This is a genomic window from Devosia sp. 2618, assembly GCF_040546815.1.
Lineage (GTDB): Bacteria > Pseudomonadota > Alphaproteobacteria > Rhizobiales > Devosiaceae > Devosia.
Genome location: NZ_JBEPOO010000001.1, coordinates 3,023,187 through 3,040,664 on the forward strand (window position 1 = coordinate 3,023,187; position 17,478 = coordinate 3,040,664).

Sequence of the window (17,478 nt, forward strand, 5' to 3'; positions counted from 1 at the left end):
ACCCTTTAGAGGAAACTTTTGCCGTGACGGCCCGGCGTGAGGCCAAGCCAGGCGGCAATGCTTTCGCCAATATCGGCGAACGTGTTGCGAATGCCAATCTCGCCTTGCGACAGGCTTGGGGAAAAGACCAGGATCGGCACCTGTTCGCGCGTGTGATCGTTGCCCGGCCAAGTCGGATCGTTGCCGTGATCGGCGGTCAGCACCAATAGATCGTCGTGGCGCATCTTGGAAATGATCTCAGGCAGGCGGGAATCGAAGTATTCGAGCGCGGCGGCATAGCCGGGCACATCGCGGCGATGACCATATTCGCTGTCGAAGTCGACGAAATTGGTCATGACGAAGGCGCGGTCGTCGGCCATTTCCATGGCGTCGAGCGTCTTGTCGAACAGCTGCGGCAGGCCGGTGCCCTTGATCTTGTGGGTGACGCCGTGGGCCGCGTAAATGTCGGACACCTTGCCGATGGCATAGACCTGGTGGCCGGCCGCCTGATTGCGGTCGAGCAGGGTCGGTTCGGGTGGCGAGATCGCGAAGTCGCGACGATTGCCGGTACGCTTGAAGCTGGCAGCATCTTCGCCGACGAAGGGACGGGCTATGACGCGGCCGATGATCAGTGGCGCGGTGAGCTCGAAGGCGATCTGGCAGATCTCGTAGAGCCGTTCGAGGCCGAAATGGCTTTCGTGGGCGGCGATCTGGAACACGCTATCGATGGAAGTGTAGCAGATCGGCTTGCCGGTGCGGATGCTCTCTTCGCCCAGTTCGGCGATGATATTGGTGCCCGAGGCGTGCTTGTCGCCCAGAATGCCGGGCAGGTTGGCGCGGCGGACGAATTCGGCGATCAGGTCGGGCGGGAAGGTGGGTTCGGTCTGGGGGAAATAGCCCCAATCGAACGGCACTGGAACGCCAGCAATTTCCCAATGGCCGGACGGAGTGTCCTTGCCCTTGGAGACTTCGCGGCCAACGCCGAAGCGACCGCCCTTGGCGGTAGCGGACAGGCCCGGCGGCAGCGTGCCGGTGGAGAGCTGGATGGCGGCGCCAATGCCCAGCGCATCCATATTGGGCACGTTGAGCGCACCAGCGCGCAGACCCTCGCGGTCGGCTTTACCGGTGGCGGCCCATTCGGCGATGTGGCCGAAGGTGTTGGAGCCCACGTCGCCGTATTTTTCGGCGTCAGGGGCGCCGCCAATGCCGACGCTGTCGAGAATGCAAAGAATGGCGCGTGGCATGTTTTACTCCGTTGGCGAGATATATGCCGGGATTAGCTCAGATTGAGGGGGCTTGTCACCAAGGCGGTAGGCGGTTTTGAGGCGGGTTTCGGCATCCGCGGCGGACGCATGGTCGCGGGCGTGGATGCGGGCGATGGGTGTGTGGCTGTCTGCGGTGGCGCCGAGACCCAGCAGGCGGTCAAATCCGACACTGTGATCGATGCTGTCGGTGGGCGTGGCACGACCGCCGCCGAGGGCGACCACGGCCATTCCGACGCCCCTGGTGTCGATGGCGGCAATGGTGCCCTGCCCGTCTGCATACACATCGCGAATGATGGGCGCAGGGGCGAGATAGCTGTCCATCTCGTCAACGAAATCGGTGGGGCCACCCAAGGCGGCGACCATGCGGCTGAAGCGTTCGGTGGCGCGACCGCTGTCGAGAGCGTCGTCCACCAGCTTGCGGGCGGAAGCGCCATCGGCGGCAAGGCCGGTCATGGCGGCGGCTTGCGCGCAGAGAGCCAGGGTCACTTCGCGCAGGCGCGGGTCCTGATGCTTGCCAGTAAGGAAATCGACGGCATTGCGGACTTCGAGACCATTGCCGGCGGCGGAGGCCAGCGGCTGGTTCATGTCGGTAATCAGCGCCATGGTTTTGAGGCCGGCACCATTGGCGACATCGACCAGACTTTGCGCCAAAGCCTTTGATTTCTCCAGCGTCGGCATGAAGGCGCCGGAGCCGGTTTTGACATCAAGCACCAGCGCGCCAAGGCCAGCGGCGAGCTTTTTGGAGAGAATGGAGGCGGTGATCAGGGGGATCGATTCCACCGTCGCCGTGACGTCGCGGATGGCGTAGAGCGCCTTGTCGGCGGGGGCGAGATCGGCGGTCTGACCAATGATGGCGCAGCCCGCTTCGCGCACGACCTTGCGGAACAGGGCATTGTCGGGGCTGGTCGTATAGCCGGGAATGGCGTCGAACTTGTCGAGCGTGCCGCCGGTATGGCCGAGGCCACGGCCGGAAATCATCGGCACATAAATGCCGATGGCGGCAAGAATTGGCGCCAGCATCAGGCTGACATTGTCGCCAACGCCCCCGGTGGAGTGCTTGTCGGCGACAGGGCCATCGAGATCAGACCAATCGAGCACTTCGCCGCTATCGCGCATGGCAAGGGTGAGTGCCACGCGCTCGGGCATCGTCATGTCTTTGAAATAGACCGCCATCGCGAAGGCGGCGGCCTGCGCGTTGGAGACTGTGCCCTTGGCGAAGCCGGAGATGAAGGCTGAGATTTCGTCGGCGGAGAGGGTTTGGCCGTCACGTTTTTTGGCGATGACTTCTTGGGGGAGGAAGACCATGTGCGGTTCGTTTCTAGGGGATACCCCCTCCTAGCCTCCCCTGATAGGGGGAGGGACTGATCAAGTTTTGTGGCGCGATCCTGCCTAACCAACGGGCGCATTCCTCCCCCTGTTCAGGGGGAGGTTAGGTGGGGGTATTCTTAGGCCCCGTATGGAATCCAGACGTTCTTGACCTGCGTGGCCTTGCCCAGAAGGTAGTCATCCTCAAACCGACGATCGGACAGATCATAGGCCAGACCGCGTGTGGTCCAGGTTTGCTTGAGGTTGGACACCGAGGCTTTTTCGACCATGGTCGAGGCTTCGGCGGAACCGGCGAACCAGAGGCCATCGACGCCGTCGTGTTCGGCCAGGGTCTTGGCCAGCGTCACGCTATCGCCGGTGACGATATTGATGACACCGTTGGGCACGTCGGAGGTTTCGATGACCTGATAAAGATCGGTCAGCGACAGCGGCGACTGGCTGGATGGGACCAGCACGACCGTGTTGCCCATGGCCAGCGCGGGAGCGATCAGCGCGATCGAGCCGAGCAGTGGCAGGCTGGTGGGCGCGACAATGCCCATGACGCCGAGCGGTTCGATCATGGCGGCGGCGACGGCGCGCATGGGAGGGTTGTGGACCGCGCCATCGTATTTGTCGGCCCAGCCGGCAAAGGCGAACAGGCGCTCGACCGACTGGGCGACTTCATCGCTGCCGTCTTCGCCGGTCTGGGCCTTGATGCGGGCAGCGAATTCGTCGCGGCGGTAGTCGAGGTTTTCGGCGAGGAAATAGAGGATTTGCGCGCGCGAATGGGCGGCGGTCGTGGACCAACCGAGCGCAGCGCGGGCAGCTTCGACGGCGTTGCGGATGTCCTTGCGGTTGCCTTCGCCGACTTCGCCGATCAACTGGCCCTTGGGGCCCAGGACAGGGCGTTCATAGGCGCTGTCGGGGCGGGCCTGCTTGCCGCCGATGTACATTTTGGCGGTCTGGTCGATGTGGGTGTCGAGGGGGTTTGCCCGACCTCGTGGTTCGACAGGCTCACCATGAGGTCTCACCGAGGCCGGTTTCAGGTCTTTTTCCCAAGCAGGCTTAAGGTAGGCGCTCATGCCTTCGCGGCCACCTTCGCGGCCGAAGCCGGATTCCTTGTAGCCGCCGAAGCCGACGGCGGCGTCGAAATTGTTGGTGCCGTTGATCCAGACCACGCCGGCCTTGATCTTGGGGGCGATGTCGAGGGCGAGGTTGATGTTCTCGCTCCAGATGGTCGCGGCGAGACCGTATTTTGTGTTGTTGGCCAGTTGCACCGCTTCTTCGGGCGTGCGGAAGCTCATGGCGACCAGCACGGGCCCAAAGATTTCCTCGGCGACCAGCGTATTGGCGGGCGAGACATTGGTGACGAGAGCGGGTTTCAGGAAACAGCCCTTGGCGGGGACCGGGCCATCGGCCTCGTAGATCACTGCGCCTTCGGCAGCGCCGCGCTTCATCAGGTCGCGAATGCGTTCGACTTGAACCGGGGCGACCAGCGCGCCGATGTCGATGGACTTATCGAGCGGGTCGCCGACGCGGAGAGACGCCATGCGGGTCTTGAGCTTGGCGATGAAGCGCTCTTCGATGCTTTCCTGCACCAGAAGGCGCGAACCGGCACAGCAGACCTGGCCCTGATTGAACCAGATGGCGTCGACGAGGCCCTCGATGGCGCTGTCGATGTCGGCATCTTCAAAGACGATGTAAGGGCTTTTACCGCCCAGTTCGAGGCTGAGGCCCTTGCCGGTGCCGGCCGTGGCGGCCCGGATGGCCTTGCCCACTTCGGTCGAACCGGTGAAGGCGATCTTGTCAATGCCGGGATGGGCAACGATAGCCTCGCCGGTTTCGCCTTGGCCAGTCACGATATTGACCACGCCCTTGGGCAGGCCGACGCGTTCGCAGATTTCGGCGAACAGCAAAGCCGTCAGCGAGGTGAATTCGGCGGGCTTGAGGATAACCGTATTGCCGGCGGCGAGCGCGGGGGCGATCTTCCAGGACAGCATCAGCAGCGGGAAATTCCACGGAATGATCTGGCCGCAGACGCCATAGGGCACTGCGTCAGGGAATTCGCGGGAGAGGTGCTGCGCCCAGCCGGCGTGGTGGTAGAAATGGCGGGCGACGAGCGGAATATCGACGTCGCGGCTTTCGCGGATCGGCTTGCCATTGTCCATGGTTTCGAGCACGGCGAAGAGGCGGGCATGCTTCTGGACGGCGCGGGCGATGGCATAGAGATATTTGCCGCGCTCGTAGCCGGACAGCGCGCTCCACGGCTTGAAGGCGGCGCGGGCGGCCTTGACCGCTGCGTCAACGTCTTCGGCGGTGCCTTCGGTGATCTGGGCGAGGCTTTCGCCGCTGGCCGGATTGTCGGTCGAGAAGGTCTTGCCGGGCGCGGTCCATTTGCCATCGATGAAATGGCCGAACGTGCGACCGTGGCTGTCGAGCCAGGCATTGGCCTGCTCGGGGCCTTCGGGCGCCGGACCGTAGTCGAGGGATTGGAAGATTTGCGCGATCTTGTTCATGTCATTCTCCTCGGCGCGGCATTGCGCGCCATCCCCCTCATCCGCCCTTCGGGCACCTTCTCCCACGAGGGGAGAAGGAAGAGGCATTGTGCATGCGGCTTGTCTGCGCCCTGCGAGCATAGCTCTCCGGGCGTTCTTCGTTCAAAACAGTCCACCGGACTGTTTTCTGGGCGCAAACGCGCCCAACACTCATCACACCATCGGCTGACGATAATCCGCCGCGTAGTGGCCGGTGAGGCCGTGTTCGAGCTGGCGCTCGATATCGGTCAACAGGCTCGATGCACCAAAGCGGAACAGGTGGGGTTGCAGCCAGTGGGTGCCCAACTCTTCCTTCATCAGCGCCATGTATTTGGTGGCGTCGCCAGCCGTAGCGATGCCGCCGGCGGGCTTGTAGCCGATTTCGATGCCGGTTTCCTCGGCAAACCAGCGGATCATGCGGATCATGGTCAGCGAGGTGACTAGATTGGCATTGACCTTTTCCTTGCCGGTGGAGGTCTTGATGAAGTCGGCGCCGGCCATCATGCAGACGAGTGACGCCTTGGCGATATTGGTCTGGGTGGCGAGTTCGCCCGTGCCCAGAATGGTCTTGATATGGGCATCGCCGCAGGCTTTGCGGAAGGCCTTGACCTGGTCGTAAAGGCCCTGCCAGTCGCCGCGCAAAACCATGCCGCGCTCGATGACGATGTCGATTTCCTTGGCGCCATCGGCCACCGAAAGCTCGATTTCGCGCAGCTTGGTTTCGACCGGGGCAAGGCCATGTGGGAAGGCGGTCGAGACGGCGGCAACCGGGATGCCGGTGCCTTCGAGGGCGCTGACGGCGGTCTTGACGAAGTTGTGGTAGACGCAGACTGCGCCCGGCAGGATGCGCAGGTCGCCGATGTCGAGCTTTTCGAGGATATCGGCACGCAGCGGATGGCGCGCCTTGGCGCAGAGGCGTTCGACGCGGCCATCGGTGTCGTCGGAATTGAGCGTCGTCAGGTCGATCAGCGTGATGGCCTTAAGCAACCAGGCCAGCTGATAGTCCTTTTTGACGGTGCGGCGCGCGCCGATGGAACCGGCGCGGCGCTCCAGCGCCGAGCGGTTCATGCGGACCCGTTCGACCCAATCGAGATCGAGCGGGAAGCCGGGATTGCGCTTATGCGGGGTATGGGTCGGCGCGTTGGTTTGGGCCGTCTTGTCGATAACGCGTAGGTTCATAGCTCCTCCACCAGCGCAGGAATAAGCTTTTTGAGCTTTTCCGCGCCTTGTACCGCCATGGTCTTGGTGTGCTCATGGCTGATGTTCTCGGTCGACAGCCCCGCACCCATATTGGTGATGGACGAGCAGGCCCAGACCTTCATGCCAAGGAAACGCCCGAGAATGACCTCTGGTGCCGTCGACATGCCAACTGCGTTGGCGCCGAGGCGAATGGCCATCTGGATTTCGGCGACGGTTTCAAAGCTCGGGCCGGAATACCAGAGGTAGATGCCTTCCCCGATCTTGATGTCGAGGCGTTCGCCGATGGCCTTGGCCTTGGCGCGCAGATCGGGAGCGTAGCAATCGACCATGTTGACAAAACGGCGGTCGGTTGGCTCGCCGATCAGCGGGTTCATGCCGGCATAGTTGATGTGATCGGAAATCAGCATCAGATCGCCGGGGTGGAAACGCTCGTCGAGCGAACCGGCCGAATTGGTCAGCAGCATGCTTTTCGCGCCGAGATCGGCCATGGCTTCGAGCGCCGGGCGCATGGCGGCAGGATTGCCATGCTCATAATAGTGCTCGCGGCCGGTGAGGATGGCGACGCGCTTGCCGCCCATGGTGCCGATCAGAAGGTCCCGGCCATGGCCGGACACGCCGCCACCGGGAAAGCCCTTGAGCTCGGAATAGGGAATGGTGACCTTGTCGGTCAGCAGATCGCCAATGGCGGACAGGCCCGAGCCCAGCACGATGGCAGCAGCGATTGGTTCATTGCCCGCGATTTTCTGAATCGTCTTGGACGCTTTAGTCATTTTGGTAGGTACTCCGGGCCGAAACTATGCGGCAGTAATTGTTCGAGGGTGCAGATGAGCGGCTCGCCATCGACGCCATGCGAGATGATCTGCACGTCAAGATCGGCAAATTCACGAATGCGCTGACGGCAACCGCCGCAAGGGGTGACCGGGGCGGAGCCCGGGCCGGTAACATAGACGCGGGTGATGCGCTTGCCGCCGCCAGCCACCATGGCGGCGATAGCGGAGGCTTCGGCGCAGTTGCCCACAGGATAGGCGGCGTTTTCGACATTGCAGCCTGAATAGATTTCGCCGTCATCGGCCAGCAGCGCCACGCCCACATGGAAACGCGAATAGGGCGCATGGGCCCGGGCGCGAACGGCTTCGGCGGCCTTGAACAGGGCCTGATCAGTCGGTGTATTCGGCATCACTCACTTCTCCTCGTGCCCCACTTCCCTTCTCCCCTGAGGAGAGAAGGTGGCCCGCAGGGCCGGATGAGGGGTTCAGCATCGCTGCCATATTGCGGGGGCTTCACCCCTCACCCCAACCCTCTCCCCTGAGGGGCGAGGGGGCGATGGGGCCGACACGTCTATTATTGCGGGGCGCTAAACTAGCGCTCCTTGGTATAGGGCACACCGCCTGCCTTGGGGCCAACGGCCTTGCCGATGAAACCAGCCAGCAGGATGACGGTGAGCAGGTATGGCAGCGCCTGAATGGCCTGAACCGGGATTTCCACGTCGTAAAGGCGCGCGCCCTGCAGACGGATCTGCAGCGCATCGAGAAACCCGAACAAAAGGCAGGTGAACATGGCCGGGACGGGCTTCCACTTGGCAAAGATCAGCGCGGCAAGCGCGATATAGCCCTTGCCCGCCGTCATGTTGTTGCCAAAGCCAGAACCCTGCGCGATGGAGAAATAGGCGCCCGCCAGCCCGCAGAGCAGGCCGGTGATGATCACGGCCTGATAGCGCAGCAGGACAACCGAAATACCGGCCGTATCGACCGCCTTGGGGTTTTCACCCACAGCGCGGAGGCGGAGACCAAAGCGGGTCCGGTAAAGCACAAAGGCGGTAACCGCGACCATGATGAAGGCGACATAGACCAGAATATAGTGGCCCGAAATCAGCTCGGAGTAGATCGGGCCAAGGATCGGGACATTCTGCAATTCATCGGCAAAGGGCAGCGTGATGGGGGTGAAACGGCCACCATCGCCCAAAGGCGGCGTGCGACCGCCCTGCCCGAACCAAGTCTGGCCAAGGAAAGTGGTGAGGCCCGCGGCCAGCATATTGATGGCCACGCCGGCGATCAGCTGATTGCCCTTGAGCGTGATGGCCGCAACGCCCTGCAACAGCGCGGTCGAGAGCGAGACGGCCATGCCGGCCATCAGGCCAAGCCAGGCGGAACCGGAAATGGCGGCCACGGCGCCAGCGGCAAAAGCAGCCGCCAGCATCTTGCCTTCAAGGCCGATATCGAACACGCCAGCGCGCTCGGAATACATGCCGGCAAGACATGCCAGCAGTAGCGGAGTCGACAGGCGGATCGTCGCGTCAAGAATGGAGAGGATTGCTGCAATGTCCATGTCAGCTCTCCGTCTTGGCGGTGGAGACCGCGACGGCGTCGGCCTTTTGTTCAGGCGAGAAGGTCATGAAAGCTCGCTCGAGCGCGGGGCGGAACAGCCCTTCCATGGCACCGGTAAAGAGGATCACCAGCGCCTGGATCACCACGATCATTTCGCGGGTAATGCCGGGGATGACGAACTGCAGTTCCTGCCCGCCCTGATAGAGCGCGCCGAACAGGATGGCGGCGAGCGCAATGCCGATGGGGTGGTTGCGGCCCATCAGGGCGACGGCGATACCGACGAAACCGGCGCCGGCCACGAAATCGAGCACCAGACGGTTTTGCACGCCCATGACTTCGTTGATGGCGACCATGCCGGCCAGAGCGCCCGAAATGGTCATGGTGATCATGATCATGCGAGAGTTGGAAATGCCGGCGTAGCGCGAGGCGGTCGGGTTGGCGCCGAGCACGCGCATGGCATAGCCAAACTTGGTGTGCCAGACGAGGATATAGACCCCGATCAGCGCCAGAATGGCGATGACGATGGAGAGGTTGACCGGCGAATAGCCAAAGAACGAGAAGAACTGGCGCAGCTGCGGCACGCGACCACCAACGTCGATGGTGGCCGATTCCGGCGCCATGCTGGAGGCGGGCTTGAGCACGCGATTGACCATGTAGACCATCAGCGCCGCAGCGATGAAGTTGAACATGATGGTGGTGATAACGACGTGGCTGCCGCGCTTGGCCTGAAGCCAGCCGGGGATGAAGGCCCATGCGCCGCCCATGGCGCCAGCCGCGATCACGGCGAGCGGCATGGCCAGCAGCCAATGGGTCTGGTCGAGCGCCAGTGCCACGACGATAGCGCCGAGGCCGGCGACATAGGCCTGCCCATCACCACCGATGTTGAACAGCCCGGCATGGGCGGCGACAGCCACCGCCAGGCCGGTGAAGATGAAGTTTGTGGCGTAGTAGAGCGTGTAGCCGACGCCCTCGCCATAGCCAAACGCGCCATAGATGATGACCTGAATGGCATGGAACGGGTTCTCCCCGACCAGCAACACGACCAGCCCCGAGACGAGGAAAGCCAGCGTCAGGTTGATGGCCGGCAGCAGGGCAACATCGGCCCAGCGCGGAATAGGTCTACGCGCACTCATTGAGCTGCCTTCTGGTCTTTGCCGATGCCAGCCATCATCAGGCCGAGTTCGCCTTCGGTGGCGGTGGCCGGGTCGGCTTCGCCGACGATGACGCCGTCGAACATCACGAGGATGCGGTCGGCGAGGGAGCGGATTTCGTCGAGCTCGACGGAGACGAGCAGGATCGCCTTGCCCTCGTCGCGCATCTTGATGATTTCCTTGTGGATGAACTCGATGGCGCCGATATCGACGCCGCGCGTCGGCTGGCCAATGACCAGAACGTCGGGGTCACGCTCCATCTCGCGGGCCAGAACGATCTTTTGCTGGTTGCCGCCCGAGAACAGCGACGACTTCAGATTGATATTGGCGGGGCGCACGTCGAACAGCTTGATGTGCTCGGCAGCAGCCTTTTTGGCGGCTGCAATATCGAGGAACGGGCCTGTGCCGTATTGCGGGCTGTCCTGATAGCCCAGAATGGCGTTTTCCCATTCGGCAAAGGACGTGACCAGCCCCATGCGCTGGCGATCTTCGGGCACGTGGGCGAGCCCCGCGGCGCGGGCGCGGTAGGCGCCATCATCGCCCTTGAGCGAGAGGGTCTGCCCCTTGAGCACGACATCGCCCTTGGCCTGATCGCGCATGCCGGAGACGGATTCCAGCAGCTCGCTCTGGCCATTGCCCGATACGCCGGCGATGCCGACGATTTCGCCGGCGCGGATGGCAAAACTGACATCCTTGACGCGGGTGACGCCCATATCGTCCTTGACGACGAGATTGCGCACTTCGAGCAGGGTTTCGCCCGGATTGGCGGGTTGTTTGTCAACGCGCAGCAAGACGCGGCGGCCGACCATCAGTTCGGCGATTTCTTCGGGATTGGTATCGGCGGTCTTGAGCGTGGCCACCATTTCGCCCTGGCGCATGACCGACACGCTATCGGTGATGGCCATGATTTCACGTAGCTTGTGGGTGATCAGGATCACCGTCTTGCCTTGGGCGCGCAGGGTTTCGAGCACGCGGAAAAGATCGTCGGCTTCCTTAGGGGTCAGGACGCCGGTGGGCTCGTCGAGAATGAGGGTCTCGGCGCCACGATAAAGGGCCTTGAGGATTTCGACGCGCTGCTGCTGGCCCACAGAGATATCCTCGATGATGGCGTCGGGATCGACCTCGAGGTCATATTCGCTTTCGAGACGATCGAGTTCCTTGCGGGCGCGGTCCAGACTTGGCTTGATAAAGCCGCTGTCCTCGGCGCCAAGAACGATGTTCTCGAGCACGGTGAAATTGTCGACGAGCATGAAGTGCTGGTGCACCATGCCGATGCCCAGCGCGAGGGCGTGGCGGCTGTCCGTAATGGCGTGGGGCTGGCCATTGACGCGGATGGTGCCGCTGTCTGCAGTGTAAAAACCATAAAGAATGGACATCAGCGTGGATTTGCCTGCGCCGTTCTCGCCCACGATGCCGTGGATGGTGCCGCGCTGGACTTTGAGGTCGATGTCCTTATTGGCGTGAACCGCGCCAAATCGCTTGTTTATCTTTTCAAGCTCGATCGCCCAGCCGGACGCCGGGGCAGATGCAGCGGCCGTTTCCGGCCGCTGCGGGTTCATGGGGCCACCTTGGCTCATACGTGCCGCTTAGAACGGGCACTTGGAGTCGGTGGTGTAGTCGTGGACGACGATGTCGCCGGCGATGATCTTTGCCTTGTAGTCTTCGGCGGCCGCCGTCATTTCTGGGGTGATCAGGTCCTTGTTGTACTCGTCAACTGCATAGCCGACGCCGTCCTGGGCAAGACCGAGAACGGTCAGGCCTGGCTTGAAGGTGGCATCGTCTGCCGCTTCGGTCAGAGCGTTCTTGACGGCGAGGTCAACGCGCTTGACCATTGAGGTCAGCACCGAGCCTGGCTGCATGTAGTTCTGGTTGCTGTCGACGCCGATGGAGTACTTGCCGGCATCCTTGGCGGCCTGCAGCACACCAATGCCCGAGCCACCAGCAGCAGCGAAGATCACGTCGGCGCCAGCATCGATGGCAGCCTTGGTCAGCTCACCTGCGGTCACTGGATCGTTCCAGGCGGCAGGGGTGGTGCCGGTGTAGTTTTCGATCAGCTTGACGTCTGGGTTTGCCGCCTTGGCGCCCTGGGCGTAGCCGCAATAGAACTTGTGGATCAGCGGAACGTCCATGCCGCCGACGAAGGCGACAGTGCCGGTCTGCGACTTGAGGGCAGCGAGCGCGCCGACGAGGAACGAGCCGGTATGCTCGTCAAACAGGATCGACTGCACGTTTGGCGCATCGACGACGGTGTCGAGCACGACGAAATTGGTATCAGGGAATTCTGGAGCAACGGCGGTGAGCGCTGCAGTCCAGGAGAAACCAGCCATCACGATAGGATTTGCACCCTGACCGGCAAAGCGGCGAAGGGCCTGCTCGCGCTGCGCATCGTTCTGGAGTTCGAGATCCGCGAAATTACCGCCGGTTTCGGCCTTCCAGGCCTGGCCACCATTATAGGCAGCTTCGTTGAACGACTTGTCGAACTTGCCGCCCAGATCGTAGATCAGAGCAGGATCTGCAAAGGCTGCGCCGGTGAGGACCGCGGAAAGTGCGATGCCGCCAGCGATGGCCTTGGTGAACGTGGTGAGTTTCATTGATTAGTCTCCCTGTTCGCACTGAAGCTTGCCTTCCAACGGACAATCTTAGTGCGCTAACAGGGGATACAATCGTGCAAACGGTGCGCCTGCAAGAGGGAATCGCGGATATTTTTCCGGTTGGTCAAAATTTGACCGACCCGCTCACAGGCGCGGCACGGCTTGCCCAAGGCTTGGGCGCCCGCTTACCAATGCGCGAGAATCATTGTGAATATGTGCCCCAGATCAGCGTCGGCATAAAGCACGGCGAGCACGGCCAGCGAAGCGATGGCGAACAGGGCGATGGTGTCGCGGGTGTGGGTGGTCATGGGTAAAATTCAATTCAAAATGGCGGGATGACGTTGGCCATTTCCTAACCCAGGAACGGGGCTCCGATTGTGATGCTTTCAGGGCAGAGAGGGGCGTGGTTAGCGAAGGGTTAAGGGGGGATTGTGCCACGCCCTCGTGGTTCGAGGGTCGCTGCGCTCCCACCTCACCATGAGGGCTACTATTGGTGTGGTGATACAGTAGCCCTCATGGTGAGGAGGGAGTTCTTCACGACCCTCGAACCACGAGGGCGTGGCACTAACCCTCGGCAGCCAGCGGGGTCACCCCTGCCCCCATGGCGTCGCCAAAACGCTCGAAGAAGCCGTCGATGACCTTCTGGGCGGAGTTGCCGATAATGGCTTTGCCCAGTTTCATGATCTGTCCGGAGGCGCCGCCCTGGGCGATGAAGACGAGGAGCGTTTCATCTCCCTGATCGGTCAGGACGATGTCAGCCGACCCCTCGGCCAGACCCAGCAATCCGCCTTTGCCTTTGCCAGTGAGGGTATAGCGGTCAGCGGGTTCGATATTGGAGAGGGTCAGGTCGCCCCGGAAGATGGGATGCATGACGCCCAGATTGACCTTGATCTCGAGATCGAGCGCATTTTCGCCGGACCATTCGATCTTGTGACAGCCCGGAATGGCGGCTTTGAGCACGTCGGCGTCGTTGAGTGCGGCCCACACCGAAAGGCGTGGTGCAGCGATGATGTAGCGGCCCCCGAAGTCCATCAGCGATGCCCGCCGGAAATCATCGGCGAGATCGCCGCATTACGGCCTTGTTGGGCCAACAAACAATTGCCTGCCATGCTGCATTGCTCCGCTCTTTACGTGCGGCTTTTTCGCACCAATATGCTCTAAATAGTTGCCTTGGCGCACTGTTGCAATTGTCAGGGAGCCGGTCAGCAGCGATCTATAGCGCAACACGCGCATCCGCCGGTTCGGCGTCAATATATTGGGAGCGAATAATGGCCAATGAAGTGACCAATGCACCGGCAACCGAAGTGGCGCCAGCCGCTATCGCTGAACGGCCGCTCCAGTATCTCGACAAGGCCGTCACGGCCATTCGCAACCTCGGCGTATGGCCCGAACAGCAGGGCGAACAGCCTATTACCGGGCTTTTGAGCCAGATCACAGAATTGGACGAAACCCGCGTCATTCTGATCGGTCGCACCCTCAGCCAGGCCAGTGCCTTCAATGAAGTGGTGCGCGAGCAGATCGCCGCCATGAAGATCGGCGAGCGCTACGAGGAAATCACCAAGGGTTTCGATTCTATCCGCGACGACGCCAAGATGATGGTCGACCAGCTGGCCGACAACAAGCTCGACATGATGGAGCGCGTCTCCAATGTGTGGATGAAGGTCAGCCGCGGCGATATCGCAACGCGCTTCAACAAAATCCGCGACACCTACCTTGATGTCACCAAGGACACCAAGGACCAGATCGACCGCGAGCAGATCATTCTCGAGGCCTATCGCGATTTCCGTGGCGCGCTCAAGCAGTCCGAAGTGATGGCGCTTGAAGTGCTGCAGACGGCCGAAAAGCGTCTGGAAGAGAAAAAGAACATCCTCAACGCCTCCTCGGCTGCGGTTGCGGCCTATGCCGGCGGCACGCCAGCCGATCGCGCCCGCCTCGAAATGGATCGCGACGAAAAGCTGCGCGACATGCAAAACGAGGAAAAGCGCTACCAGATCGCCAAGGACCTCTCGGACAACCTGACCATTTCCTACAATACGTCGGAAGTGGTGATGGCGCGTCTGATGCAGACGACCAATGCCAAGGAACGTGTCTATCAGCAGTCGATCTCGTTCTTTTCGACCAACGAAACCGTGCTAACCGCCCTTTCGGCTTCGTTCACCGGCATGTTTGGCCTGCATGAATCCACCCAGACGCTGAACGCCATGAAGGAAGGGATGAGCAAGAGCCTCGAAACCCTGTCCGAAATTGGCGACCGGGTGCAGGAAGAAGCCGTCAAAGCTGGCTATGGCCCCACGGTGCGCGCCGATGCGGTCAAGAAGCTGGTCGACTCGGTGGTCAACTTCCAGGAAAAGAGCCGCACGATCATCAACGAGATGCGCGTCGCCTCGACCAAGAATTCCGCCGAAATCCGCGATGCCGTCGAAGATGGCAAGCGTCGCCTGGCAGCGCTGGCCGCTGACGGCAATGCATTGCTGCTCGAAACGAAGAACTGAGAGGCTGATAGAACCACGGGTGATCGCCAACAATGAGTGACGTGACAGCGAAGCCCGCTGCGCCCCTGGATGAGGTCATGCTGGCGATGGATGTGGTGGATACGCTCCGCCATCGGCAGGACCTTGCGACGCGCGAACTCGCGGGGGTGACCCGCGAGCAGCAACTCATCGAGAAGCTGCGCGACATCTATCATCAGCAAGGCATCGACGTGCCCGACCATATCCTCAAAGAGGGTGTGGAAGCGCTGGCCGAGAGCCGTTTTGTCTATGATCCACCAAAGCCCAGCTTTGGCACCAGCGTCGCCCGGCTCTATGTCAGCCGCAAGCGCTGGGGCAAACCTGTCAGCGCCGTGCTGCTGGCGCTGCTGGTGGTGGCCGTTGGCTATTTCGGCGTCTGGCGCCCCTATCAGAACAATCAGGCCGCACAGGCGCGTCTTGAGCTGGCCGAGGGTCTGCCGGCGCAGATGGATGCGCTGTACCAGACCATTTACGAGGAAACCAAGGTTCAGCAGGCGGTGGTGGAAGCCGAAGCGCTGCGCACCCGTGGGCAGACCTTTGCGGCTGAAGGCAATCGCACTGCGGCAGAGGCCGCCGTGCGCAACCTCACCGCGCTGCGCGACCAGTTGCGGCAGGTCTATACTGTGCGCGTGGTCAATCGACCCGATGTGCGGTCCGGGTTCTGGACCTTCCCCGAGGTCAATACCGAGGCGACCAATTACTACGTCGTCGTCGAAGCGATTTCGCCTGACGGCCAGACCCTGTCGCTGCCCATTCTCAATGAAGAAAACGGCCAGACCGAAGTGGTCAACATGTGGGGCGTCCGCGTCCCCGAAAGCGTCTATGACGCGGTGTCTGCCGACAAGCGCGACGATGGCATCATTCAGGGCAATGAGGTGGGTCGGAAGTCGGACGGTTTCCTCGACGTTGAATATAGCATGCCGGTTCTCGGCGGCGCAGTGACCCGGTGGTAGAGCAATGAGCATCCGTGGACCTGAAGCGCTGGCCAGTCTCGACGAGGCGATGCGCGACATTCGGCGCGAGGAAGAAGACATTTCCAAGCGCCTGGCGCGTTCGGCCGAAAAGCTGGGCAAAATCCGCGAGAACGAGGCGGAACTGTTTCGTCAGCTGGCGCGGCTGCGGCTCGATCCGAGCGTGCAGGCCGAACTGGATGGACGCATTTTCGCGGCAGAGGGCAAGGCGCGCGATTTGCTCAAGGCCCATGCCAAGGACCTGAGCAAGGCCGAGCGGGACGCGGCGGCGATCGACGCCAAGCTGGTGCAGTTGACCACCGACCGCACCGAGGCGCTCAAGATTTTCGAGCAGCATCAGGGTGAACTCAAGACGCTTGCCGCCAAGCTGGGCGCCACCATTGCGCGCGACCCCACCTTTGCCGCCAAGCGCAGCGAAGCGACCGAACTGGCGGAAGTCGCCAACCAGTCGATGCGCAAGACCGAGCAGGCCGAAGGCGACCGAGAGCAGAAGGGCAAGCCCTACCGCGACGATCCGCTGTTCATGTATTTGTGGGAAGCCGGCTACGGCACGGCCAGCTATCGCGCCAACAACCTGTTCCGCTATTTCGATAGTCTGGTGGCCAACCTCGTTGGCTTCCAGAAAGCGCGGCCAAACTTTGCCATGCTGAACGAAATTCCGCTGCGCCTGCGCGAGCATGCCGAACGGCAGATCGAAAATGCAAAGGCGGCCGAACTCGAGCTGGATATGCTCGAAACCGAGGCCATCGACAATGCGGGCGGCAAGCCGATCCGCGAGGCGATGGACGTCAGCCAGAAGCAGATCGACGCGGTCGATGCGCAGATCGTCGCCACCGAAGACCAACGCGACGCGACCGCCAAGACGCTCGGACAGTTGTCGCAGGGCGGCAATCCGGCCTTTGAGAGCGCGCTGTCCGAACTGGCGGCGGCTTTGGGCCGGGAGGATATCCAGACGCTGCTGGCCGAAGCACGGCGGACCCGCACCGGGCAGGACGACACGATCGTGGCCCAGATCGATGAAACACGCGTAAGGGCTCGCGAGGAAGAGAACGAAACCCGCGAGCAGAATGAACGGCTCAAGACGCTCGCAACGCGCCGGCGCGAGCTTGAGGACATTCAGTGGGAATTCAAGAAGCAGCGCTTTGACGATCCGCGCTCGACCTTCCGTGAAGACAAACTGGTCGGCGATCTGCTCAATGACTTTTTGCGCGGCGGCATTTCGGCCGCATCCTATTGGGACCAGTGGCGCGGCAGCCAGAACTGGACCGCCGGCACCAGCGACTGGGGCGGCGGCGTCGGCTTGCCAAACAATGGCCGTCAGCGCGCCAGTTCGCCGTGGCCCGATCGTGGTGGCAGCAATATGAGCTGGCCGGACTCGAGCTTTGGTGGCGGCAATTCGGGCAGCGGGAAATCCAAGGGCCGTAGCGGCGGCGGTTTTGGTGGTGGCTGGACCGGTGGGTCGAGCGGCAGTAGCTCGGGCAGCGGTGGCGGGTTCTCGCGGCCACGCACAGGGTCAAGCGGTACGCGCAAGACCGGCGGGTTTAAGACCGGCGGCGGGTTTTAGCTCTTGTCAACTTCGCCTTCCCTTCGCCCCTTAGGGGAGAAGGTGGCCCGCAGGGCCGGATGAGGGGTGAAGTCATAGGGTTTT

The 17,478-nt window shown here is 62.1% G+C and carries 15 protein-coding genes; 3 read left to right on the top strand and 12 right to left on the bottom strand.

The genetic code is table 11. The annotated features are described in order from the left end of the window. Positions 1 to 5: 5 nt before the first annotated feature. From ABIE28_RS15035 to ABIE28_RS15090, 12 genes are all read right to left on the bottom strand, one after another. Positions 6 to 1,223, bottom strand: coding sequence for a phosphopentomutase (locus ABIE28_RS15035; RefSeq protein ID WP_354064291.1), 1,218 nt, complete (start codon positions 1,221 to 1,223; stop codon positions 6 to 8). 3 nt (positions 1,224 to 1,226) lie between these two features. Then, positions 1,227 to 2,549, bottom strand: a complete 1,323-nt coding sequence (gene deoA / locus ABIE28_RS15040; RefSeq protein ID WP_354064292.1) for a thymidine phosphorylase — start codon at positions 2,547 to 2,549, stop codon at positions 1,227 to 1,229. A 140-nt stretch (positions 2,550 to 2,689) separates the two neighbouring features. Further along, on the bottom strand, positions 2,690 to 5,065 hold the full coding sequence (locus tag ABIE28_RS15045; protein ID WP_354064294.1) for an aldehyde dehydrogenase family protein: 2,376 nt from the start codon (positions 5,063 to 5,065) through the stop codon (positions 2,690 to 2,692). 192 nt (positions 5,066 to 5,257) lie between these two features. Continuing rightward, a complete protein-coding gene (deoC, locus tag ABIE28_RS15050; protein WP_354064296.1) occupies positions 5,258 to 6,262 on the bottom strand; it encodes a deoxyribose-phosphate aldolase in 1,005 nt (334 codons plus the stop codon). Next, entirely contained in the window at positions 6,259 to 7,053 is a 795-nt protein-coding gene (locus ABIE28_RS15055; RefSeq protein ID WP_354064298.1) for a purine-nucleoside phosphorylase, read from the bottom strand. The genes deoC and ABIE28_RS15055 overlap by 4 nt, the downstream gene beginning before the upstream one ends. Continuing rightward, positions 7,050 to 7,460: a cytidine deaminase gene (locus tag ABIE28_RS15060; protein ID WP_354064300.1), complete on the bottom strand. Its 411-nt coding sequence runs from the start codon at positions 7,458 to 7,460 to the stop codon at positions 7,050 to 7,052. The genes ABIE28_RS15055 and ABIE28_RS15060 overlap by 4 nt, the downstream gene beginning before the upstream one ends. A 182-nt stretch (positions 7,461 to 7,642) precedes the next feature. Next, positions 7,643 to 8,608: an ABC transporter permease gene (locus ABIE28_RS15065; protein WP_354064302.1), complete on the bottom strand. Its 966-nt coding sequence runs from the start codon at positions 8,606 to 8,608 to the stop codon at positions 7,643 to 7,645. Between the two features lies 1 nt (position 8,609). Then, on the bottom strand, positions 8,610 to 9,740 hold the full coding sequence (locus ABIE28_RS15070) for an ABC transporter permease (RefSeq protein ID WP_354064304.1): 1,131 nt from the start codon (positions 9,738 to 9,740) through the stop codon (positions 8,610 to 8,612). Continuing rightward, positions 9,737 to 11,317, bottom strand: coding sequence for an ABC transporter ATP-binding protein (locus ABIE28_RS15075; RefSeq protein ID WP_354064306.1), 1,581 nt, complete (start codon positions 11,315 to 11,317; stop codon positions 9,737 to 9,739). Before ABIE28_RS15075 ends, ABIE28_RS15070 begins: the two co-directional genes overlap by 4 nt. 27 nt (positions 11,318 to 11,344) lie before the next feature. After that, positions 11,345 to 12,349 (bottom strand): BMP family lipoprotein, encoded by a 1,005-nt coding sequence (locus tag ABIE28_RS15080; RefSeq protein ID WP_354064308.1) that lies wholly within the window; start codon positions 12,347 to 12,349, stop codon positions 11,345 to 11,347. Positions 12,350 to 12,534: 185 nt separating this feature from the next. Then, positions 12,535 to 12,657 (bottom strand): hypothetical protein, encoded by a 123-nt coding sequence (locus ABIE28_RS15085; protein ID WP_354064310.1) that lies wholly within the window; start codon positions 12,655 to 12,657, stop codon positions 12,535 to 12,537. 256 nt (positions 12,658 to 12,913) lie between these two features. Further along, positions 12,914 to 13,381 carry an SRPBCC family protein gene (locus tag ABIE28_RS15090; RefSeq protein WP_354064312.1) on the bottom strand — a complete coding sequence of 156 codons (468 nt, stop codon included), beginning with the start codon at positions 13,379 to 13,381 and terminating at the stop codon, positions 12,914 to 12,916. A gap of 236 nt (positions 13,382 to 13,617) precedes the next feature. Here ABIE28_RS15090 and ABIE28_RS15095 point away from each other — a divergent pair, with 236 nt between their 5' ends. From ABIE28_RS15095 to ABIE28_RS15105, 3 genes are read left to right on the top strand one after another with little or no spacing between them, the layout of a single operon-like run. After that, positions 13,618 to 14,841, top strand: a complete 1,224-nt coding sequence (locus ABIE28_RS15095; RefSeq protein WP_354064313.1) for a cell surface protein — start codon at positions 13,618 to 13,620, stop codon at positions 14,839 to 14,841. A gap of 32 nt (positions 14,842 to 14,873) precedes the next feature. Continuing rightward, a complete protein-coding gene (locus ABIE28_RS15100) occupies positions 14,874 to 15,812 on the top strand; it encodes a DUF6384 family protein (RefSeq protein WP_354064315.1) in 939 nt (312 codons plus the stop codon). 4 nt (positions 15,813 to 15,816) lie between these two features. Beyond that, positions 15,817 to 17,394 carry a coiled-coil domain-containing protein gene (locus tag ABIE28_RS15105; protein ID WP_354064317.1) on the top strand — a complete coding sequence of 526 codons (1,578 nt, stop codon included), beginning with the start codon at positions 15,817 to 15,819 and terminating at the stop codon, positions 17,392 to 17,394. Positions 17,395 to 17,478: the final 84 nt, after the last annotated feature.

Bases quoted from the DNA above. Each gene is read 5' to 3' on its own strand.
- ABIE28_RS15035 (WP_354064291.1), bottom strand. From the start codon at position 1,223: ATGCCACGCGCCATTCTTTGCATTCTCGACAGCGTCGGCATTGGCGGC.
- deoA (WP_354064292.1), bottom strand. From the start codon at position 2,549: ATGGTCTTCCTCCCCCAAGAAGTCATCGCCAAAAAACGTGACGGCCAA.
- ABIE28_RS15045 (WP_354064294.1), bottom strand. From the start codon at position 5,065: ATGAACAAGATCGCGCAAATCTTCCAATCCCTCGACTACGGTCCGGCG.
- deoC (WP_354064296.1), bottom strand. From the start codon at position 6,262: ATGAACCTACGCGTTATCGACAAGACGGCCCAAACCAACGCGCCGACC.
- ABIE28_RS15055 (WP_354064298.1), bottom strand. From the start codon at position 7,053: ATGACTAAAGCGTCCAAGACGATTCAGAAAATCGCGGGCAATGAACCA.
- ABIE28_RS15060 (WP_354064300.1), bottom strand. From the start codon at position 7,460: ATGCCGAATACACCGACTGATCAGGCCCTGTTCAAGGCCGCCGAAGCC.
- ABIE28_RS15065 (WP_354064302.1), bottom strand. From the start codon at position 8,608: ATGGACATTGCAGCAATCCTCTCCATTCTTGACGCGACGATCCGCCTG.
- ABIE28_RS15070 (WP_354064304.1), bottom strand. From the start codon at position 9,740: ATGAGTGCGCGTAGACCTATTCCGCGCTGGGCCGATGTTGCCCTGCTG.
- ABIE28_RS15075 (WP_354064306.1), bottom strand. From the start codon at position 11,317: ATGAACCCGCAGCGGCCGGAAACGGCCGCTGCATCTGCCCCGGCGTCC.
- ABIE28_RS15080 (WP_354064308.1), bottom strand. From the start codon at position 12,349: ATGAAACTCACCACGTTCACCAAGGCCATCGCTGGCGGCATCGCACTT.
- ABIE28_RS15085 (WP_354064310.1), bottom strand. From the start codon at position 12,657: ATGACCACCCACACCCGCGACACCATCGCCCTGTTCGCCATCGCTTCG.
- ABIE28_RS15090 (WP_354064312.1), bottom strand. From the start codon at position 13,381: ATGGACTTCGGGGGCCGCTACATCATCGCTGCACCACGCCTTTCGGTG.
- ABIE28_RS15095 (WP_354064313.1), top strand. From the start codon at position 13,618: ATGGCCAATGAAGTGACCAATGCACCGGCAACCGAAGTGGCGCCAGCC.
- ABIE28_RS15100 (WP_354064315.1), top strand. From the start codon at position 14,874: ATGAGTGACGTGACAGCGAAGCCCGCTGCGCCCCTGGATGAGGTCATG.
- ABIE28_RS15105 (WP_354064317.1), top strand. From the start codon at position 15,817: ATGAGCATCCGTGGACCTGAAGCGCTGGCCAGTCTCGACGAGGCGATG.